Origin of the sequence: Flavobacterium chryseum (assembly GCF_004362015.1) — a bacterium.
Classification (GTDB): domain Bacteria; phylum Bacteroidota; class Bacteroidia; order Flavobacteriales; family Flavobacteriaceae; genus Flavobacterium.
This window is the reverse complement of record NZ_SNWW01000003.1, coordinates 96049-117655: the sequence shown is the minus strand read 5'-3', so window position 1 is coordinate 117655 and position 21607 is coordinate 96049. Positions and strand designations below refer to the sequence as shown.

Sequence of the window (21607 nt, the reverse complement as noted above, 5' to 3'; positions counted from 1 at the left end):
TTTAATAAAGTAATAGCATTAAGTTGTAATATTCATATCTGTGTAAATATTTAAATTTGAGGTTGATGCGCTCAGCATTTTTGTAATTTTTTAAAATGTAATAAGATGAAAATCCCACTTTTAGCTTTTAATGATAAAGGTATTTATTGCCAGCAGGCCGATGTTTATCTTGATCCGTGGCGTCCGGTAAAAAACGCCATTATTACGCACGGTCATGCCGATCATTCACGCTGGGGACATCAAAATTATATTACACATCATACTAATGTGCCGATCATTCGCCATCGTTTAGGAGAAATAAATGTGACGGGAAAAGAGTGGGGAGAAACCTTTGTGATAAATAACGTAAAATTCTCGCTTCATCCAGCCGGACATATTATAGGAAGCTCTCAAATTCGTGTAGAACACAAAGGCGAAGTTTGGGTTTTTACAGGAGATTATAAAACCGAAGACGACGGGATTTCAGTTCCGTACGAAGTAGTAAAATGCGACACATTTATTACTGAATGTACTTTTGGTTTGCCAGCTTTCAATTGGACACCTCAAGCCGAAGTAATTACAGAAATCAATAATTGGTGGGCAGAAAATAAAGCCGAAGGGAAAACGTCTATTCTTTTTGGATATTCTTTAGGCAAAGCACAACGACTTTTAAAATATCTTGATACTGATATTGGAAAAATATACACACATGGCGCGATTGAAAATATGACAAATGTTTTACGTCCGATGGTTGATTTTCCGCCAACAACATTAGTAACCCGTGAAACCAAAAAAGAAGAGTTTGCAGGAAATATTGTTCTTGCACCCCCAAGCGCGCACGGAAGTATCTGGATCAGAAAAATGACACCATTTGTTACCGGTTCTGCAAGCGGTTGGATGGCATTTCGCGGAGCAAGACGTCGACGCGCCATTGACAAAGGTTTTGTTTTGAGCGATCATTGCGATTGGTATTCTCTTTTAGACAGTATTAAAGCAACCGGCGCAGAAAAAATAATTTGTACGCACGGTTATACCGATATTTTTTCTAAATATTTAAGAGAATTGGGTTACGATGCCAGAACCGAAAAAACACAATATGAAGGCGAAGCGGCAGAAATGGAAAAAGATGATAAAGAAGCTGCAATAGATCAAAATGAAACTTCGCTCATTGCTGAAAATAATGAATTATAGATGAAAAATTTCGCCCAACTCATAAAAACCCTTGATAGTTCGAATAAAACGAACGTAAAAGTCGATGCCTTGACGACGTATTTTAATAATGCATCGCCAGAGGATAAAGTGTGGACAATTGCGATTCTTTCGCATCGTCGTCCGCCCAGACCTGTCAATACTACTTTATTACGAATTTGGGCAAATGAATTAGCGAATATTCCCTTGTGGCTTTTTGAAGAGAGTTACCATATAGTCGGCGATTTGGCCGAAACTATTGCGTTGATAATTCCAACCACTAAAGAACATTCAGATAAAAGTTTAACCGAATACCTGCAGGAAATTATCGCCTTAAAGAAGAAAACAGATATTGAGAAAAAAGAATATTTACATGAAAACTGGCTGGCGCTAAATTATTACGAACGCTTCGTTTTTACCAAATTAATTACCGGAAGTTTAAGAATCGGCGTAAGCCAAAAATTAATGACACGTGCCTTATCTAAAGCAGAAAATGTTGATGAAGATGCTTTGGCGTATAAATTAATGGGGAATTGGGATCCGAATACAATTACTTTTCAGGAATTGATTTTAGATGAAAAAAGCAGCGATTATTTGTCAAAACCTTATCCTTTTTATCTAGCATATCCAATTGAAGGCGAAGTTGAAAATCTCGGAAATCCGGAAGATTGGTCAGTAGAACATAAATGGGACGGAATTCGGTCTCAAACCATTATCCGTGAAAACGAAATGTATGTCTGGTCAAGAGGTGAGGAGTTAGTAACCGATAAATATCCTGAGTTTAAATCTTTCCTCGGAATTATTCCAAACGGAACTGTTATTGATGCCGAAATTTTAGCTTTCCCCGAAAAGGAAATCGGAACTTTTAATGATTTACAAGCGCGAATTGGACGTAAAACCATTTCGGCGTCTTTATTAGAAAAAGTGCCCGTAATTCTAAAAGCATATGATATTCTGGAATGGGAAGGAAAGGATATTCGAAATTTACCGTATTCTGAACGCAGATTATTATTAGAACAATTATACGATTCGATAAAAGATAAAACACCTCACTTTCAATTATCAGAAAGAGTTTTGCTCCATTCCTGGGAAGATGTAACGAACGAAAGAATGCGAGCCCGCGAAATGAAAAGTGAAGGTTTGATGATAAAGCGCAACGATTCAACTTATCAGGTTGGAAGAAAAAAAGGCGATTGGTGGAAATGGAAAATTGAACCTCTGGTAATTGATGCCGTTTTAACGTACGCCATGCGCGGCCACGGACGACGCTCGAATCTTTTTACCGATTATACTTTTGCACTTTGGCAAGATAATGATAAAGGCGAACGAGAATTAGTCACTTTTGCAAAAGCCTATTCCGGTTTAACCGATGCCGAATTTAGAAAAGTAGATGATTTTATAAAGAAAAACACCTTGGAAAGATTTGGTCCGGTAAGAAGTGTAACGCCACAACTAGTGTTCGAAATTGGTTTTGAAGGAATTGCACTTTCAAAAAGACATAAAAGCGGAATTGCAACACGATTTCCCAGAATTTTGAGATGGCGACAAGACAAAAAAATTGACGAAGCAAATTCAATTGAAGACCTAAAAAGTATGATTTCATAAAAGGTTCAAAGAGACAAAGTAACAAAGTTTCAAAGAAAAAAACTTTAGGAAACAGCTAAACTTTGTCCCTCTGAGCCTTTGCAACTTTGAACCTTATAAAAAAATGAACAGAGACGAATTATATACCATTGCAGAAAACTGGTTTCATACTCAGGGCTGGAAAGCATTTCCGTTTCAAACCCAAACTTGGACAGCGTTTCTACAAGGAAAAAACGGTTTATTAAACGCGCCAACCGGAAGCGGAAAGACGTATGCCTTATGGTTTCCGATCGTTCTTGATTACATGAAGAAAAATCCGGATTATAAAACCAAACACAAACCCGGATTAAAGGCGATTTGGATTACGCCTTTGCGAGCACTTTCTGTAGAAATTAAACAAGCTGCAGACAGAATTGTTCACGATTTAGATACCCAAATGACAGTTGGAATTCGCTCTGGAGATACTTCGCAAAGCGAAAGAGCAAAGCAAAGTAAAAAAATGCCGGATTTGCTTATTACAACACCCGAAAGTTTACAATTGCTTTTAGCATCAAAAGAATTTGCAAAAACTTTTGCCAATTGTTCTGCAATTGTAGTAGACGAATGGCACGAATTGCTAGGAACAAAACGTGGTGTTCAAATGGAACTGGCTTTGTCACGTTTAAAAACAGTTGCACCAAAAATGCGAATTTGGGGAATCTCTGCCACCATAGGAAATCTCGAATTGGCGCAACAAGTATTATTAGGTTTAGATTCTGAAGCTTATCAGAATTCAGTTTTAATCAAAGCCAACATCAATAAAAAAATCAAAGTACTTTCGATATTGCCCGAAAAAATGGACAGTTATCCGTGGCGGGGAAATATGGGTTTACATTTAATTGATGAGGTTGCTAAAATTATCAGAAAAAGCAAAACGACTTTAATTTTTACCAATGTGCGTTCTGCCTGCGAAATGTGGTTTCAGGCAATACTCGAAAAATATCCTGAATTTGCCGGAGATATGGCCATGCATCACGGAAGCATTAGCAGAGAAACCCGTTTATGGGTCGAAAATGCTATTAGAAATGAAGATTTAAAAGTGGTAGTTTGTACTTCGAGTTTAGATTTGGGAGTAGATTTCGCGCCAGTTGAAACCATTATTCAGGTTGGCGGGCCAAAAGGTGTCGCACGTTTTCTGCAAAGAGCAGGACGAAGCGGCCATCAACCGGGAAAAGAAAGTGTTATTTACTTTTTGGCGACACATGCAATAGAACTTATAGAAGCATCTGCACTTAAAAAAGCGGCAGAGAAAACGATTGTTGAAGACCGGATTCCGTACCTGAACAGCTGGGATGTTTTGGTACAATATCTAAATACCCTGGCAGTTTCTGACGGATTTTTTCCGGATGAAATTTATGAAGAAGTTCGAAAAACATTCTGCTATCAAAACATTACTAAAGACAACTGGAACTGGATTTTAAATTTTATCACCAACGGAAGTCAAAGCCTGCAAGCTTACGACGAATTTAAAAAAGTGGAGGTTGAAGAAGACGGACGTTTTAAAATCAACAGCCGAATGATTGCCATGCATCACAGAATGCAAATTGGTACTATTGTGGGCGATGCAGCACTGAACGTTAAGTTTTTAAGCGGAGGTTATATCGGTTCCATTGAAGAATGGTTTGCTTCAAAACTGCAGCCCGGAGATGTTTTTACTTTTGCCGGAAAAAGGCTCGAGCTTTTTCGTGTAAAAAATATGCAGGTTTTAGTACGAAAAGCCGATCCTAAAAAAGCATCAAAAGTAGTAAGTTGGATGGGCGGCCGTATGGCTTTATCCGTACAAATGAGCGAATTGCTTCGGGAAGAATTATATGCTGCAAATACAGATAATCTAACGCCCGAACTAATAGCATTGCAACCTCTTTTTGCAAGACAAAGAAAAGAAAGCATTGTTCCTGATACCAATGAGTTTTTGATAGAAACTTTTAAAACAAGAGAAGGATTTCATGCCGTTTTTTATCCGTTTGAAGGGCGGTTTGTGCACGAAGCTTTGGCGAGTATTCTTTCGTATCGCATTAGTTTGTTGTCACCAATTAGTTTTTCTTTGGCCTATAACGATTACGGATTCGAATTGCTTTCGGATCAGGAAATTGATATGGAAGCTGTTTTTGATAATGATTTACTTTCGTCAGAATATATACATCACGATCTGCAAAAAAGTTTGAATTCTACCGAAATGGCACGAAGAAAATTCAGGGACATTGCCGTAATTGCCGGTTTGGTTTTTACAGGAATGCCCGGAAAACCAGTTAAAACCAAACATTTGCAAAGCGGTTCGCAATTGCTTTTTGAAGTTTTTAGAGATTATGAACCGGACAATCTATTGCTTCAGCAAGCTTATATTGAAACTTTTGAGCATCAATTAGAAGAAGGACGTTTGCTTCAGGCTTTGGAAAGAATTAATAATCAGACAATTGTCTGGAAACAATGCAAAAAGCCAACACCTTTTAGTTTTCCTATAATTACAGATCGATTAAGAGAAAAATTATCGAGTGAAACATTAGCAGAAAGAATCAAAAAAATGACAGCGAGTTATATGAAATAATCTTGACGATTATAAAAAAGGTTACTATATTTAAATATGAGAATTACAATAAACAGCCAAAATTTTATTTTGCATCAATCGGGTGCTGCGTTTTGGGAAGAAAAAAAAATACTTTTAATTTCTGATGTACATTTAGGGAAAGTAGCACATTTTAGAAAACACGGAATTGGAATACCTAAAGATGCTATTTTTGAGAATTTCACAAGATTAAACAACGTTTTAGCATTATTCCGTCCTGAAATAATTATTTTTCTGGGCGATTTATTCCACAGTAAAATAAATAACGAATGGGATTTTTTTGTTGAATGGACAAAACAACATCAGCAAAAAATAATCTTGGTTGAAGGAAACCACGATATTATTTCAAAACAATATTATGCAGATTTGAATATCGAAATTTACAGCGAATTGGTAATAGATCGTTTTTTGTTGACACACCATCCAACAGAAGAAGAAGGACTTTTTAATTTTTGCGGACACATTCATCCCGGAATCCAATTAAGAGGATTGGGCCGACAATTTTTGAGTTTGTCTTGTTTCTTCCAAAAAACCAATCAATTAATTTTTCCGGCTTTTGGTGAGTTTACAGGAAATTCTTATTTAGTTCCCACAGAAAATGACAAAGCATACGCCATCACAAAAGAAGGAATTATTGAAGTAACGATAAATTAATTTAAAGCAAAAGGAGCGCACATTCTAAAAGTCGGAACAATAACTTTGAATGTTTTTGTAGTCGTGAAATTAATCATATTAAAATGACCTTTCATGGCTCCGTAAGGAGATGATAGTAGACAACCTGAACTGTAAGTGTGATTTTCACCTGGTTTTAAAACCGGTTTTTTTCCAATAACACCTTCGCCGTCAACAAATTCTAGATCATTTAAAGAATCAAAAATTTCCCAGTGACGGGAAGTTAACTGAACTGAATCTTTACTGTGGTTTTCGATTGTGATTACATAACTAAAGGCAAAATGAATCTTATAGTTCTTGAAGTAAGTACCTTCAAAACTAGTCAAAACAGAAATTTTTATACCTCGTGTAATCTGAGAAACCATACTAAAGTCGTATATATGTGTGTGTTATAGAGGCAAACTTACAAAAAAAAATCATTGAACAGAAACCTTTAACAATGTTTTAATTGATGATATTTATAGAATTGGCATTGCCTTTTCCAATAACTCGTTCGTAGCGAGCAGAACTTTCTTTATAATAAACCAGTATAGTATATTCATTTTCTGTTTGGTAGAAATTGCCATCAATCGCATTTTCATAATCAATTATACCTTTTTGGTCTGCAATTGTATATTTAAAATTGGTAAAACCTTGTTTAATCATTACCGCTTTTTCATAAACTCCTTTATCCTGATTATAGTCCATTTTATATTCCGGAGATAAGCTGTAATTGCTGAACATTCCTGTAATATAAATGTCTTTGTTTAATCTGAAAGTGGGAGCAGAAAGCGTAAAGTAAACCCACGCATAATCTGCTTCAATAGAATTATCAGATGCATTAATATTTTTTACGACAAAATTCCCGTTTACATCCTGATAATTCGTGTAAATCTGGTTGGCTCTTGCCTGATTGGTATATAAATAAGAGTTGTAAATATCATTATTAGTGCCAACTTTTCCCACATTGTTGCTGGCAGAACGAATGTCTTTATTTTCAAAATATAAAAATTCGTTTCCGCCCCAAAATTGGGTTTCTTTATCATATTTGTAAACCATTTGGTTTCCGATCGTATATTGAGGAACTATATTTTTAATTCCGGTATTAAAGTCACTGTTTTGCAATAATAAAACTCTAACATTTTGCAACGGATTTTGAAAAACAATATCATTCGAAAGTATCGAGAAATCCAGATTTTGCTTATAATCAATATTGCTGAGGTTTCGGCTTCGTTTTACCTGAGCGGCAACCGTAGCATGGTCTTCGTATAAAATAAATTTTCTCGAAAAAACAACTTCTTTATCTTCATTTAGAATTTTAAGTATATAATTACCTGAAATGCGCAATTGAGTCGTGAATTGGTTTGGAAAAGCCAATCTGTAATGCGAATAAACCTGAAGTGTATTGAAAGAATTCGAATAATCAGTAATTCTTTGATTATCAAAACCTGTTACGTAATCCGTTTTAGGAATATCAGTTGGTTTCCAGTTATAATTGCAGTGTGTTACTTCAAAATAATAATTAGCTTCATTGCCAAATAAATCATCAAATTGAAATTCAAAGGAAGAACCTAATTCAAATATCGGCACAACATTACTTCCGCCCTGAACAAACGTAACGGTTTTAATATTATAAGGAGGAACTACTTCAGTTTGAATTTCCTGGGCTGTCGCCGAAGCAAAAATGAAAAACAAAAGAAGGTTTTGAAATAAAAATTTTGGCATCTTATTATGTTCTAAGATTGTAAATATAACAATTTATATAACGAAAAATAAGACATTTTATTTTTAGAACAATTATTAAGAACCCAAAATGTATTCTAAATTAACTTCGATTTCATCGTTAACAAAACTTTCTTCTAAAAGCGAATCAGATAACAGCTTTTTGTTTTCCTGCAGTTTAATTATTTTTTCCTCAACCGTATTTTTAGAAATAAACCGGATCACGTTTACTTTATTCAATTGTCCAATTCGGTGCGCTCTTCCAATACCTTGTTTTTCAGCAAAAGGATTCCACCACGGATCTAAAAACAAAACATACGAAGCTTTTGTAATATTCAAGCCAACGCCACCGGCTTTGAGCGAAATAAAAAACAACAATGGTTCTTCGTTTTCCTGAAACAGATTCACTTGTTGTTCTCTCTTGTTGGCTGGAGTTTCGCCTGTAATTTCACAAAATGCTATTTTATTTTCCTTGCACCAAGTCGTGTAAAAACTCAAATTAGTAACAAAGGAGCTAAAAATGATCGTTTTTTGTTTCCCCTTAACTAAACTCTCCAGATAATTAGTAACCGCAATATATTTTCCGGAATCAATTTCAGATTCCTGATCTATCATTTTTGGGTGATTACTCAGCTGTCTTAACTTCATTAACGTATTAATAATGCTAATTTTGTCAGGACTTGATCCATCTGTTTTTAGTAAAAAATTGCGAGCTTTAGATTTTTCCTGCTCATATAATTTTTCCTGTTCAGGATCCATATCGCAATAATAAATCTGTTCCGTTAATTCGGGTAAATCTTTTAAAACCTGTTCTTTAGTTCGTCTTAAAATATAAGGCTGAATGATGTTTTTTAATTCGGCTAAACTATTTTCATCTTGCTTTTTCTCAATCGAAATTTTAAAATTCTCTGCAAAAAAAGCATAACTGCCCAAAATATCCGGATTTATAAACTGCATTTGTGACCACAAATCGTCTAGTGAGTTTTCGATAGGTGTACCACTTAAGGCAATTTTATGAGCCGTATTTATTTTATTAATGGCCTTAAAAATCTTAGAGTTTTTATTTTTAATGTATTGGCTTTCATCCAAAATTAAATAGCGGAAATTATATTTTTCTAAGATTGAAATATCACGATGAATAATGCTGTAACTCGTAAAAATTAAATCTGACGACTCTAAACGGTTCACTAACAATTTCCTATCGTTACCAATATACTGCATTTTTGAAAAATGCGGCGTAAATTTTGAAGCTTCGTTGTACCAGTTAAAAACCAATGAAGAAGGCAAAACAATCAGTGTTTTTAAAGGTTCTCTTTCAACAATAGTTTCATTTTGAAACAAATCAAAATTCGTGGTTTTGGTTGTAAATCCTAATTGTTCCTGAACAGCAACCAGAACAGCCAAAGTTTGTAATGTCTTTCCAAGCCCCATATCATCAGCAAGACAAGCGCCTAAATTCGAATTAAAATGACCCAAAAGCCATTTTACACCATCAATTTGATAAGGTCTTAAAGTTGCTTTTAGCAAATCAGAAGATACATATTCCGCCTTATAAATGGGTTCTGCATCGTTTTTGATTTCCGGAATTGCATCCAAAGCAGCAAAATTACTTTTACGCAAAAGGAGATCGCCATTTTCTGTATTTGCCAATTTTGCAAGCGAACGATATTTGCTAAACCATTCTAACGGAATCAAAAAATAGTTTCCGTCAGGCAATAAAAACAGTCTTTCTTTGCTTTTTATATTCGGGATAATCTCGCTGAAGTTGATCGTAAAAGGACCAACGGTAATGATTATTTTGATGTCAAACCAATCTGCTTTTGTTTCTTTTGAAATTGAAACAGTATGGTTTTCTGTAATGATTTCTTTGCTTTCCAGTTTCAAATTCTGAATTGTAAAGCCTAAGTTTTCCAGTTCTTCTTTACGATCAATAACCAACTGAATATTGGCGAAAGGATCGTAAGTTTCTGCATCAAAATTCCATCCGAATAATTCGTTTTTGATTTTTAGGAAACCAAATTCAAGTAATTTGTTTGTATATAAAATTTCATCAGCACTTCGTTTAAACTGAATTATTTTAGGTTCATTAATAATACTAAAATCAACGAACGAATGTGTTTTCTTTGTTTTGCTGGCATCAAATAAATATCCGTTATAATCAAAGTAAAGGTTGAGGTAATAGCAATTTTTGAAGAAATCGTAAACGGGCTGAATCGTACATGAAATGATTGTATCACGATGTTCGATTTCAAAACCAGTAGCTTCGATATTAATTTTTTTGGCTATTTCAGGAATGAAATTCTTAAAATAATTATCAACTAATTTTGAAGGTATTTCGATTGATTTTTTCTTTAAAAAAGGCGAAAGTTTTTTAGCATTAAGGTCTTTTAACTGCCCTAATTTTTTATCAATAATTAGCCATCCCGGCTCATCTAAAAGAATTTCAATACTACTATTCATGGGTAAAAATGTAGTTTCGTTTTCTTTTAAAGAAAGGGTATAAGTGATTCCTTCGTCGTGTTTATCAAATTGAATTTGAGGTTCAAAATAAAGTGGATTAATATCGACTCTGGAACGAAAAAAATCCTTTTCAAGTCCCATGTTAAGAGATAACGGAAATTGTTCCTGCACAATTAGAGTGTAAAAGCAATCTAAATTTAGTTGCAAATGCTGGCGAATGGCAAAATCAATTTTGGAATCTTTTTGCAAATCAGCAATTGTTTTTGCCGATTTGACTTTTGTACTAAATTTTTTGAAAATAAACTCAGGTTTTAAAGATTCGCAAACGGTGAGTATTTTTTTTGTATTCGAATCTAAATTTTCAACAATTCCAAAACTTTCAAGTACATCAGCACTTGCTTTTTTGTTTAAATATTTAATTTCATCGGTATTCTCAACGATGTAAGCTGTTGGAGTATAAATGTTCAGATTTTTTTCAAAACTGATGTCAAAACAAAACTGAAATGATTTAGAAGGTTCCAAGAGTAGGGATTTGGTTTGGTGGATTTGAGAAGTTGGCTAAAATTTAAAAAGTTTTCAAAATAGTAATAAATTGAAAACTTTTTAAATGTATTTATTATGAGAAAAAATCTAATTATTTTGATTTTCCGGTTTGAAACAAAGAGGAATAATTTCTCCTTTTGCCAAACAATATTTTTCTACCAATTCCGGTGACATTTTATTAGTATAATCTTCTTCAATTACGATAAAACCAATGCTTCTTAATTTGTCAAAATAATCACGGCCATAAATACGAACGTGATCGTATTGACCAAATATTTTAGCACGCTCTTTTTGATCTGTAATAGTATCATCGGCAAAAGTAACTTCACGTGATAAGTCTTGTGGAATTTGAAGAATCGCCATTCCACCCGGTTTCAATACACGAAATAATTCCTGCATTGCTTTTGTATCATCCGGAATATGTTCTAAAACGTGATTACATAAAATGACATCATATTCGTTGTCTTTAAAAGGCAAATTGCAAATGTCTGCTTTTACATCTGCCAAAGGCGAAAGCAAATCGGTTGTCGTATAATCAAGGTTTTTTTGCTTGCGGAATAATTTATAAAAAGCTTGTTCCGGAGCAAAATGAAGCACTTTTTTTGGTGCAGTAAAAAAATCAGTCTGATCGTTTAAATACAACCAAAGCAAACGGTGTCTTTCTAACGAAAGTGTACTTGGTGAAAGCACATTGTTACGTTGTTTTCCGTATCCGTAAGGCAAAAATGATCTAAAACTTTTCCCGTCAATAGGGTCAGTGTATTTGCTTCCTTTTAATGATAAAGCTAAAATTGGACGCGCCACATAACTCAAACGAATTAATAATGGGCGTGGTATTGTATTTAAAATAAGCTTAAAAATTTTTTTCACGGCTAAATAGATTTGAACACGAATTTCACGAATTAACACTGATTAAATGTTGTGTGAAATTTCACGAACCTTTGATTTGGGTTAAAGTATTATTCTTTTGTATTTGAGGCTGTCTTCTCCAAAATTAGTAATCCTAATTTGTTTTTTGAAGCAGCTAAATAATTTAATGTTTGTTTTATTTCACTTGTTGATAACGCTGCTAGTGCTTTTAATTCTAAAATTAACAGAATTTATTTAGTGTAATTTTCAGCCTAACAATAATCCGTGCTAATTCGTGAAATTCGTGTTATAATACCAACGGCACTTTTCTGAATTCATCTTCTTCATTGCTTTCAATTCCTAAAGCTTTGTAGATATAATAGAAAGTCGATAATATTTCTGGTTTTCCGTCGATTAGGGCCACATCATGTTCGAAATGCGCGCTTGGTTTTCCATCAGCAGTCAGGATTGTCCAGCCATCTTTTAGTTGTTTGATGTTTCTTGTTCCCATATTAATCATTGGCTCAATGGCAACAACCATTCCTTCAACAAAAAGTTTTCCACGACCGCGTTTTCCGTAATTTGGCATTTCAGGTTCTTCGTGCATTTTTTTCCCTAAACCGTGTCCAACCAATTCGCGTACCACTCCGTAACCGTGAGATTCAGTATATTTTTGAATCGCGTTTCCAACATCTTCAACACGATTTCCAGCTTTAAATTCTCTGATTCCTACGTAAAGAGATTCTTTAGTAATCTGCAAAAGTTTTTTAGTTTCCGGAGCAACTTCTCCAATTTCAAAACTGTAAGCGTGATCACCGTGATATCCGTTTTTAAAAGCACCACAATCAACAGAAATTACATCTCCGTTTTTCAGAGGAGTATTATTAGGAATTCCGTGTACAACTTGTGCATTCGGACTCATACAAAGTGAGTTTGGGAAATCATATAAACCTAAAAAGCTTGGAACTGCTCCGTGATCACGAATAAATTCCTCAGCTAATTTGTCAAGATGTAATGTGGTAACTCCTTCTTTAATTTCAGAAGCAATCATTCCTAATGTTTTAGATACTATCAAAGCACTTTCGCGCATTAATTCGATTTCTTCTCTATTTTTTGGGATAATCATATTTTTCAGATTTTCAGTTCGCAAAAGTACGATTTTAATATTATTTTTTGTCTAAAATTTCTGCGATGAATTAGTTTTTTTGCCACGAATTTCTCGAAGTATAATTTAATAAAATTCTTGAAGCAAATGCATTTCGTGGAAATTATTGCAATTTGTGGCAAACCTTTAAATTGCAGGGTTATCATTCTTTTTAGTTTAATATCTCAGAAAAAACGTAAATTAGTAATAGTTAAAACGAATGAAATTATGGAAACGTCAATAGATCAGGAAAATATATCGAAACAAAAAGCTTTAAACAAAATGAAAAATAACGCTCTGGCACTTTTAGGTGTTGCGGTGTTGTTGTTTATTGTTGCCATTTATTTTAAAATTCCAATTTTGCAGGCTTTTAGCGAAGCTGCAATGGTAGGTGGAATTGCAGATTGGTTTGCTGTTGTGGCATTATTTCGTCATCCGCTGGGAATTCCGATTTGGCATACGGCAATTATTCCGGTCAAGAAAAATGAAATTGGAGAGAATTTAGGAAGTTTTGTTTCTGAAGAATTTCTGAATCGGGAAAAATTAGAAATTAAATTAGACGAATTCAATTTTGCTTCAAAAGCTTCAGATTGGCTTTCACAAAATGAAAATGCCAATAAAATTGCCAGTTCGATCGCATTAAATATTATTCCGGGAATTTTAAAAACGATAAAAGATGAAGACATTAAGCGATTCATTCAGTTTCAGTTTAAAGAAAAATTAGAGGCTATTAATTTTGGAGATTGGGTTGCACTGGCTTTAGAACCTTTACAAAACGGTGAGGTTAAGGATCAACTGCTGACCAATCTTTTGGTAGTTATGAGTGAAGAATTGACGAATAATAAAGATTTGATTCGGAAAAAAGTAAAAGAGTCAACGCCTTTTTTAAGTTTTGGTCTTGCCGATAAAAGTATTTCAGAAGGTGTTTTTAACGGATTGGCCGATTTTTTAAACGAAGCTAAAAATCCGGAAAGCGCGGTAAGAATCAAAATAGATGAATATGTTTATGATTTTCTGGATAAAGTAAAAAACTCTGAAGAAATGCGAATCAAGATCAATAATCTAATTATGGGTTTTGCGGGCAAAAAAGAGGTTCAGGATTATATTAACGGAATTTGGGATGAAATAAAACTTTCGATTTCAAGAGATATTGAAAGAGGTGATGACTCTTCTATAAAAAATAATATTGCAAATCTGATTCAGGGCTTCGGCAGCGGAATTCAGGAAGATCCTGTAATGATCGATAAAATCAATAATTTCATTAAAAATGATTTGTTATCTGTGCTTTTGAACAATAAAAAAGTAATTGGAGATTTAATTTCTTCAACAGTAAAAAGCTGGGACGGAAAAGAAGTTTCTGAAAAATTAGAATTAGAAATTGGAAAAGACCTTCAATACATCAGAATCAACGGAACTTTGGTTGGCGGAATGATTGGGCTTATAATTTATGGAGTTGAGCAGCTTTATCATCATTTCATTATTTGATGAATTTTTGGTAGTTAAAACAGATAGTTGTGTCATCTCGACGGAGGAGAGATCACATGCGTAACTCTACAAAGATTGGCGAATTTCTTTCTGGAATTTCTAGTGTGATTTCTCCTTCGTCGAAATGACAAAACGAGATTAAAACAAAAAAGAGACAAATTCTAAAACTTGTCTCTTTTTTTTATTTTGAATAAAATGTTTTTACAATAAAGAATGACAAGTCATTGCAGCAGGTTGCTGAACACCCATTAATTCCAGAATAGTAGGAGCAATGTCACCTAAAACCCCATCGTTGATATTTTTTAATTGTTTGTCAACTAAAATGATCGGCACAGGGTTGGTTGTGTGAGCTGTATTCGGGCTTCCGTCAGGATTAATCATTGTTTCGCAATTTCCGTGATCGGCAATTACGATAGTGGTGTAATCATTGGCAAGAGCAGCTTCAATAACTTTTTTCACACAAACATCAACCGCTTCGCACGCTAAAATTGCAGCACTCATGATTCCGGTATGACCTACCATATCACCGTTTGCAAAATTCAGACATACAAAATCAACTTCGTTTTTATTTAACTCAGGAATAAGAGCGTCTGTAAGTTCAAAAGCACTCATTTCAGGTTGTAAATCGTAAGTGGCAACTTTTGGAGAATTTCGTAAAATTCTTGATTCTCCTTCAAACGGAACTTCTCTTCCGCCTGAAAAGAAAAATGTTACGTGCGGATATTTCTCTGTTTCGGCAATACGAATTTGTTTTTTGCCTGCTTTTTCTAAAACTTCACCAAGAGTTTCGGTAATATTATCTTTGTTATAAACCACTTTTACGTTTTGATACGTTTCATCGTAGTTGGTAAGCGTTACATAATACAAGTTTAATTTGTGCATGTTTTGCTCATGAAAGTCCTGCTGAGAAAGTGCTTCTGTAAGTTCACGACCTCTGTCAGTTCTAAAGTTAAAGAAGATTACAACATCGCCTTCAACAATTGTTGCCAATGGTTTTTCCTGCTCATCAACCATTACAATTGGTTCAATAAATTCATCTGTAACATGATGTGCATAACTATCCAGAACACTTGCAACTGCATTTTGAGATGGTGTTCCGTGAGCATTTACAACCAAATCATAAGCCTGTTTTACACGTTCCCAACGTTTGTCACGGTCCATTGCATAATAACGACCAATGATCGACGCAATTTTTACCGGAGTTTCTTTAATATATTCTTCAAGATCGTGAATGTATTTTGCTCCGGATTTCGGGTCAACATCACGTCCGTCAGTAAAAGCATGAACGAAAACATTTTCAAGGCCATATTCTTGAGAAGCATCGATTAATCCGCGTAAATGCGAAGTATGTGAGTGAACTCCACCATCAGAAACCAATCCTAAAAAGTGTACTTTTTTATTATTTTGTTTGGCGTAAGTAAAAGCATCAACAAGTACTTGTTCCTTGGCAAGTGTTTTGTGCGCAACAGCCAGATTTATTTTAGCTAAATCCTGATATACAATTCTTCCGGCACCAAGATTCATGTGGCCAACCTCGCTATTTCCCATTTGACCTTCAGGCAAACCAACGTTTAAACCATCAGTTCTAAGTTGTGCGCTTGGGTAATTTTGATAAAGACTGTTTATAAAAGGAACGTGTGCATTGTCTATTGCAGAAACTTTAGGGTCAGGAGATTTTCCCCAACCATCTAAAATCATAAGTATAACTTTTTTGTTCATGATTTTTGTTTTCTACAAAGATAAGCCATTTATAAAACTTGCAAAGAAAGCATTGTTACAATTATGTTTAATAAAATGAACTGTATTTAAAAATATTAAATTAATTATATAAGTCTTTATTTTTTAAAATTAATTCAGAACTAGGCTCTCTTTCTAATCTTATTTTTGACGGCATTGTAGTCAATAAAATATTTTACACTTATAGAAAAAACGTGTTTTAAGGAATCGTTCGTAAGTAAGTTCGTTACGTTGTGCTTGAAATCTTTATCAATAATCCGTTCAAAATTTGAAGCATTATTTCTGTATAATGCAGAAAGCTGACTTCCCGGCGCAAACCACCATGAATACGATAAATCTGCATTCCAGGAATAAAAACTCGAGTTTTTGTTCTCCGTATACTGAGCATAAGGATCTAAAGTTCCGTCTTGTTGAAGCTCAAGAATATTCTTGTTTTCAGCCGAAGACCAATATTGGCGCACCGCTAAATTAAGCGTCATTGCACTGTTTATAGCATATTTTCCGGCTAAGGTATTGGCATAAGTAATTACATCTCTGTTCGCAAAAATGATTTTATCAGTTGTAGTTTCATTATCATCGTCATCAAAACTGTCAATATATCCTTTGTTGTTATTTCTTTTTAAAAAGCTAAAAGTATATGTCAGCAAAAGCTTATCGTTAAAGCGATATCTCGGACCAATATCAACACCATAGGCAACTCTTCCGGGTTCATCGGCAAAAATAATGGTAGGATTTAAATCTAAAGCAAATTTGTAATTGTAATTTGTTGAGATGCTAAACCAAGATTCTATTCTTTTCGGAATTGCTACATATCGGTTATCGGCTCTTGGTTCGTAATAATCGTAACATTCTACAGGATAAACGGTAATCCCCATTCCGTAATAATTATTTTTTACAGTCGTCAGGTTTATATTGGCATTGATACTGTTATCCTGAACTTTACCGGAATCTTTATTGAATTCGGCATACATATTATAATTAATCTTAAAACTGTTGAAAAGCTTTGTAGGGTTTAAGATTCTATAATTGGCATTTCCGTAAAAGTTATAAAAATTTGTATAGAAGTTAATTCCCAAATCATTTGGATCAAAATCTTTCGTAACAAAATCAGTACCAAAACTATAACGATACTTACCGCTTGTTTCGGCAAGGCTAATGGTGGAATAAAAACCAGTTTTATCTTCCGGCGCATTTATAGTACTGTATTTTACATTTCCAAATAAATTATACGTATTTGCTTTTGTGTTTAAATCCCAGGCAATGCCTGTTACGTTGGCATCGCGATAATGTGCATTTCGGGAAACATTAGTATTAATAAGTGTTACTGAAGAATTTTTACGAAAACGCTGATCTAAAACCAAAACATTATAATTGGTCAAAGGTTCTACAATTTCACGTCTGGTTGCGCCGGTTATAGTATCTTTTATCGTGGCGAATGTTTTTTCAGTTACTGCATTTAAAATCCCAACTCCTAATCCGTTTTTCGTTCTTCCGGAAACTTTCAAAGCATTAATAAGATTTACGTTCTGAACCGTTTCGATTATTTCTTCATTATCATTCAAATCCGGTTCAACAGAAGGTTTTCCTCCAATTCTTCTCGAATAGAACATTTTTCCTTTATTAAACAAATCGGTTCCTTCGGTAAAAAAAGCTCTATTTTCATTGAACTCCTGCTCAAACGGACCTAAATTTAAAATCTGATCATCATATTTAGTCTGTCCAAAATCCGGAATCAAAATAGCATCTAGCGTAAAAGCATCGTTAATTCCGTACTTAATATCCATTCCGCCTTTTATCGTACCATATGTTTTTTGACCATCGCTGGCATTTAAATAATAAGAAGCATACGGCATAAAAAACAATCGAGTAGGAGGTTTGATGTTTTCAATTCCTTCCAGATTACCATTTTGTTGCGTAAAGGTGCCTACTTTAGTATCAATTATAGACCATGTGTATTTTCTGCGTTCGCGTTTTATTTCTCTAAAAAAATTAATTCCCCAGGTTTGTTTGTTTTCTCCTGAAAATCGCAAAGCCGCATACGGAATTTTCATTTCTACAATCCAGCCTTTGTCTGTTATTTTTGCTTTGCTAATCCACACAGCGTCCCAGGAATAATCTTCGCCAATGGCATCCGTCATAATACATTCACCCTGAACATCGGCGGCAGAAACAAAAAATTCAAAATTTTGCTGACCATCATTAAAACCATTAATAAAAACGCCAAAAATATCAGCAGTTCCAAAATTATCGCGTTGCGAAATTTCTTTTAAAATTTTATCAGGCTCATCATCATACATAATCGCACCAATATAAATTGCGTCATTATTGTATAAAACTTTAATATCAGTTTTTTTAGAATCGGGTATAGGTTTTCCGTTATCGGGATCAAACATAACAAAGTCTGAAGCTGTTGCTGCATTTTCCCACGCTGCCTCATCCAACTTTCCGTCAACAAGAATATTTTGCGAAATAGATTGTGCTTGCAGTGTTTTCTTTTGGCTATAGCCTAAAAAAGAAGAAAACAGAAGACATAAAAAAGCTATTTTTCTCATGACAATTTTAAAGAAAGTAATTATTAATGGATGATTTGTTGGAATAATAGACTCACTTTTAATCTAAAAGTTACAGTTTTCGAATGTAAAAGTACTGTTTTCTTATATTTTCTTTAAGAAAGTCTTACAAAACGTTTAGATTTTTAGCAGAAGTAAATATCCTACAGAAACGCCCTTTTTTTGTTAATAATGTTAAATTTTAATGAAAAAGTGCCTGATTTTCAGAGTTCTATTTTGTCAAGTTTGAAATTTTTATACTTTTGCCCTACCCAAATTTATTATTAACCTAAAGAGATTCAATGATTTACAAAATTTATCCACTAGTGGTGTTTTTGCTATTGTCTTTTGGAAAAGACACAAAAAGCACCCCCGAATTAAAAGAGGTAACTGCAAAAAGTTTTGCCATGGTTGAAAAGGTTTCTATTGATGCTAAAATTGAAAGCATTTATAGTACATTAAATCCTAACCATTTTAAGTTACCAGAATTACGAACTTTTTCTGAAGCTCTAAAAGGTTTTTACTTATTGAAAGAAAAAGGATTAATTCAAAAAGACATTTTAACTTTAATTGATTTTAGTTTATCATCAAACACCAAACGTCTTTGGGTGATTGATTTGTCGACTAATACAATTTTATTTCAGTCTTTAGTTGCTCACGGCAGAAATACCGGAGAAGAATTTGCAACTGCATTTTCAAATACCAATTCATCTTTTAAAAGCAGCCTTGGTTTTTATTCTACCGGCGAAATTTATAAGGGAAAACATGGTGCTTCACTACGTTTAGATGGTTTGGAAAGAGGTTTTAATGACAATGCCCGCGAAAGAGGAGTTGTTATGCACGGAGCAGATTATGTTTCTGAGTCATTTATCAGAGACCACAAAAGATTAGGCAGAAGCCAGGGTTGCCCGGCACTACCAGTTGAATTGACGGATGAAATAATCCAAACTATTAAAAATAAATCGTGTTTGTTTATCTATCATCCATCAAGAACTTTTACGATGGAAGAAAAACTAATGTCTTAGTTTAGCATACAAATCCGAATCTAAATTATAAATATCAGCTCTGAACAGGAGCTGATTTTTTTTGCTCCAAGCCGTCCAGTACCATTGATATAAAGCATATTTTTTGGTTATTTTGATGTTTATCGTTTTCTTGGTTTCGATAATCGAATCGATTTTTTCTTTAGACCAATTATTAGATGTGGTGTCATTTAAAATATGCTGCGCTAATTCTAGCGGGTTTTCAATACGAACACAGCCTGAACTTAGTGAACGGTTATTTCTTCCAAAATAATTACGGTGATTCGTATCGTGCAAATAAACACTATGATGATTTGGGAATAAAATCTTCATTAAACCCAAAGAGTTATTGTATCCCGGGCTTTGTACGTATCTATAGCTATGAGGTTTGTTTGCATTCCACGCTCTAGGATCTACTTCATGACCGGCAGAATCAAATATCGTAATGTGTTTTCTGGCTAGATAATTTCTGTTTTTTTTCATTTCCGGAACAATATCTTCTTTCAAAATAGTTGGCGGAACTGTCCATGTAGGATTAAAAACGACTGTTCTAAGTCTTGATGTTATAATAGGAGTTCTTCTTTTGCTTGTTCCTACCACAACATTTCTTGCTGCAGTAGTGTCTTGGTTTTCAACGACATTCAAGCTGTAATTGGGGATGTTAATAATAAAATAACTTTCTCCTAAATCACTGGTGTACCATCTCCAACGCTCTAAATTAGCAATGATTTGCTGTTTTCTTTTTTCTTTAGAAAAATTCAAAGCACTCATCGTTCCTGCGCCAATAACGCCATCAGCAGCCAAGCCGTGTCTTTCCTGAAATTTTTTTACAGCTTCAAAAGTTTTTTTGTCGTAAATTTTTGTCAGGCTGTCTTTTCCTTTAAGATCTTTCCAGAATAAAAGTCTTTTTTTGATGTTAATTAAGGCATTATTAGTGTCTTTGAAAGTTATTTTCTCTGCAGATTTAATGCTGTCTATCTTTTCATCAGGAAAAGTATTGATGATTTGAAGCGCGCTTAATAATTGCTTATACGTCTGAGATTTTGGCTGAATATTTTCAACAATGCTGTCTAATTTGTTTTTATTAAAAGCTTTTACAAGAACATTATTTACATCAAAAGGTTTGTCTGCTAAGTCCCAGTCTGGATATAATTTCTTAGGATCCAGTTTGCCTTTATACAAGTGTTTTAGATATAATTCAAAATTATATGTTAGTAATATGTCATAAGTACCCAGCTCTTTATCGTTTAAAGCACTGATTCTTTTCTCATATTTTTCAAGGGTTGAAGCTTTATAATCATTTGGATTTAAACCTAATTCTTCAGCTTTCTTTAATTGAGACAAAACATATTTTCTCTTTTTAAGATTTCCCCAAACGGTTTTATTTCCTGATGATTTATAAAATTGCTGAAGTGTTTCACTTTTAAATGTATTTATCAATACAGTATCAATTGCAACTTTTCTTTCATCAGTAAGTATGATGGTTGGAGGAGGAGTTATTTTTCGGGGAAGAGCTTTTGGCTCCTTTTTGCAACTAATAAAAACACATATTACCAACAGAAAGTAAAGTTTCTTCATTTTATAATTTTTTAGACATTAAATAATGTTCGCCCACATCTTTGATATCAAATGGTGCGCCAATTATTTGGTAATTCATTTTTTTGTAAAATCCCACAGCAGCTGTTCTGGCGTTAAACCAGATTAAATCAACATTTTTTTCTTTGCAATAATTTTCACAATGTAAAACTAAAGCTTCTCCAAATCCTTTTTTTTGATGCGTTTCTAAAACTGCCATCCCCCGAATTTGAGCCTGGTTTTTTTCGGCAAATATAATGTTGCTTTGAGAGAATAATGAAATAATTCCTGTTAATTTATCGTCGTCAAATAACCCGAAATGATGTGTAGTATCTAAATCGTCTCCTTCAAATATGCAGGTTTCAATAGGTTTTCCGTTTCTAAGAACAGGTTGACGAACGATATAAGTTTCTTTTGAGGGTATTTCTTTAATGAGATTCATAATTTGTAAAAAATAAATAAATGTATAACATTTTAGTTTTAAATAGGTTATAAGAAATAGTTGTTTTTAATTAAT

Annotated in this window: 16 protein-coding genes; 6 read left to right on the top strand and 10 right to left on the bottom strand. The window is 33.9% G+C overall.

Features of this window, described 5'->3' with window-relative positions:
- The first annotated feature begins 105 nt into the window (after positions 1-105).
- From EV143_RS07040 to pdeM, 4 genes are all read left to right on the top strand, one after another.
- Complete coding sequence (locus tag EV143_RS07040; RefSeq protein ID WP_133507265.1) at positions 106-1170, top strand: ligase-associated DNA damage response exonuclease; 1065 nt, start codon at positions 106-108, stop codon at positions 1168-1170.
- Entirely contained in the window at positions 1171-2772 is a 1602-nt protein-coding gene (locus EV143_RS07035; protein ID WP_133507264.1) for an ATP-dependent DNA ligase, read from the top strand. It begins immediately after the preceding gene.
- 103 nt (positions 2773-2875) lie between these two features.
- Positions 2876-5335 (top strand): ligase-associated DNA damage response DEXH box helicase, encoded by a 2460-nt coding sequence (locus EV143_RS07030; protein WP_133507263.1) that lies wholly within the window; start codon positions 2876-2878, stop codon positions 5333-5335.
- A gap of 36 nt (positions 5336-5371) precedes the next feature.
- The gene (gene pdeM, locus EV143_RS07025; RefSeq protein WP_133507262.1) at positions 5372-6007 is read left to right on the top strand and encodes a ligase-associated DNA damage response endonuclease PdeM; all 636 of its coding nucleotides are present in this window, start codon (positions 5372-5374) and stop codon (positions 6005-6007) included.
- Here pdeM and apaG read toward each other — a convergent pair.
- The 6 genes from apaG to map all read right to left on the bottom strand — a co-directional run bounded on the left by apaG (position 6004) and on the right by map (position 12704).
- A complete protein-coding gene (gene apaG, locus EV143_RS07020; RefSeq protein ID WP_059117893.1) occupies positions 6004-6390 on the bottom strand; it encodes a Co2+/Mg2+ efflux protein ApaG in 387 nt (128 codons plus the stop codon). The genes pdeM and apaG overlap by 4 nt on opposite strands.
- Before the next feature lie 79 nt (positions 6391-6469).
- Positions 6470-7729, bottom strand: coding sequence for a type IX secretion system plug protein (locus EV143_RS07015; protein WP_133507261.1), 1260 nt, complete (start codon positions 7727-7729; stop codon positions 6470-6472).
- Between the two features lie 75 nt (positions 7730-7804).
- Positions 7805-10708: a DEAD/DEAH box helicase gene (locus EV143_RS07010; RefSeq protein WP_133507260.1), complete on the bottom strand. Its 2904-nt coding sequence runs from the start codon at positions 10706-10708 to the stop codon at positions 7805-7807.
- Between the two features lie 108 nt (positions 10709-10816).
- Positions 10817-11599: a class I SAM-dependent methyltransferase gene (locus EV143_RS07005; RefSeq protein WP_133507259.1), complete on the bottom strand. Its 783-nt coding sequence runs from the start codon at positions 11597-11599 to the stop codon at positions 10817-10819.
- Between the two features lie 89 nt (positions 11600-11688).
- The gene (locus EV143_RS21760) at positions 11689-11778 is read right to left on the bottom strand and encodes a hypothetical protein (protein WP_243739825.1); all 90 of its coding nucleotides are present in this window, start codon (positions 11776-11778) and stop codon (positions 11689-11691) included.
- A 107-nt stretch (positions 11779-11885) separates the two neighbouring features.
- A complete protein-coding gene (gene map / locus EV143_RS06995) occupies positions 11886-12704 on the bottom strand; it encodes a type I methionyl aminopeptidase (protein ID WP_133507258.1) in 819 nt (272 codons plus the stop codon).
- 246 nt (positions 12705-12950) lie between these two features.
- On the opposite strand from map, the gene EV143_RS06990 reads away from it, so the two are divergent.
- Positions 12951-14207 (top strand): DUF445 domain-containing protein, encoded by a 1257-nt coding sequence (locus tag EV143_RS06990; protein ID WP_133507257.1) that lies wholly within the window; start codon positions 12951-12953, stop codon positions 14205-14207.
- Positions 14208-14408: 201 nt separating this feature from the next.
- On the opposite strand, the gene gpmI is transcribed toward EV143_RS06990, so the two are convergent.
- Complete coding sequence (gpmI, locus tag EV143_RS06985; RefSeq protein WP_133507256.1) at positions 14409-15926, bottom strand: 2,3-bisphosphoglycerate-independent phosphoglycerate mutase; 1518 nt, start codon at positions 15924-15926, stop codon at positions 14409-14411.
- A gap of 140 nt (positions 15927-16066) precedes the next feature.
- The gene (locus EV143_RS06980; protein WP_133507255.1) at positions 16067-18496 is read right to left on the bottom strand and encodes a DUF5916 domain-containing protein; all 2430 of its coding nucleotides are present in this window, start codon (positions 18494-18496) and stop codon (positions 16067-16069) included.
- Positions 18497-18795: 299 nt separating this feature from the next.
- Here EV143_RS06980 and EV143_RS06975 point away from each other — a divergent pair, with 299 nt between their 5' ends.
- On the top strand, positions 18796-19518 hold the full coding sequence (locus EV143_RS06975) for a murein L,D-transpeptidase catalytic domain family protein (RefSeq protein ID WP_133507254.1): 723 nt from the start codon (positions 18796-18798) through the stop codon (positions 19516-19518).
- Here EV143_RS06975 and EV143_RS06970 read toward each other — a convergent pair.
- Entirely contained in the window at positions 19507-21093 is a 1587-nt protein-coding gene (locus EV143_RS06970) for a L,D-transpeptidase family protein (RefSeq protein WP_133507253.1), read from the bottom strand. The two genes, EV143_RS06975 and EV143_RS06970, sit on opposite strands and share 12 nt — an antisense overlap.
- A 1-nt stretch (position 21094) precedes the next feature.
- Positions 21095-21532, bottom strand: coding sequence for a GNAT family N-acetyltransferase (locus EV143_RS06965; protein ID WP_166638127.1), 438 nt, complete (start codon positions 21530-21532; stop codon positions 21095-21097).
- Positions 21533-21607: the final 75 nt, after the last annotated feature.

What these genes read in the sequence shown, in the direction of transcription:
- EV143_RS07040 (WP_133507265.1), top strand. Translation starts at nt 106, where the DNA reads ATGAAAATCCCACTTTTAGCTTTTAATGATAAAGGTATTTATTGCCAG.
- EV143_RS07035 (WP_133507264.1), top strand. Translation starts at nt 1,171, where the DNA reads ATGAAAAATTTCGCCCAACTCATAAAAACCCTTGATAGTTCGAATAAA.
- EV143_RS07030 (WP_133507263.1), top strand. Translation starts at nt 2,876, where the DNA reads ATGAACAGAGACGAATTATATACCATTGCAGAAAACTGGTTTCATACT.
- pdeM (WP_133507262.1), top strand. Translation starts at nt 5,372, where the DNA reads ATGAGAATTACAATAAACAGCCAAAATTTTATTTTGCATCAATCGGGT.
- apaG (WP_059117893.1), bottom strand. Translation starts at nt 6,390, where the DNA reads ATGGTTTCTCAGATTACACGAGGTATAAAAATTTCTGTTTTGACTAGT.
- EV143_RS07015 (WP_133507261.1), bottom strand. Translation starts at nt 7,729, where the DNA reads ATGCCAAAATTTTTATTTCAAAACCTTCTTTTGTTTTTCATTTTTGCT.
- map (WP_133507258.1), bottom strand. Translation starts at nt 12,704, where the DNA reads ATGATTATCCCAAAAAATAGAGAAGAAATCGAATTAATGCGCGAAAGT.
- EV143_RS06990 (WP_133507257.1), top strand. Translation starts at nt 12,951, where the DNA reads ATGGAAACGTCAATAGATCAGGAAAATATATCGAAACAAAAAGCTTTA.
- gpmI (WP_133507256.1), bottom strand. Translation starts at nt 15,926, where the DNA reads ATGAACAAAAAAGTTATACTTATGATTTTAGATGGTTGGGGAAAATCT.
- EV143_RS06980 (WP_133507255.1), bottom strand. Translation starts at nt 18,496, where the DNA reads ATGAGAAAAATAGCTTTTTTATGTCTTCTGTTTTCTTCTTTTTTAGGC.
- EV143_RS06975 (WP_133507254.1), top strand. Translation starts at nt 18,796, where the DNA reads ATGATTTACAAAATTTATCCACTAGTGGTGTTTTTGCTATTGTCTTTT.
- EV143_RS06970 (WP_133507253.1), bottom strand. Translation starts at nt 21,093, where the DNA reads ATGAAGAAACTTTACTTTCTGTTGGTAATATGTGTTTTTATTAGTTGC.
- EV143_RS06965 (WP_166638127.1), bottom strand. Translation starts at nt 21,532, where the DNA reads ATGAATCTCATTAAAGAAATACCCTCAAAAGAAACTTATATCGTTCGT.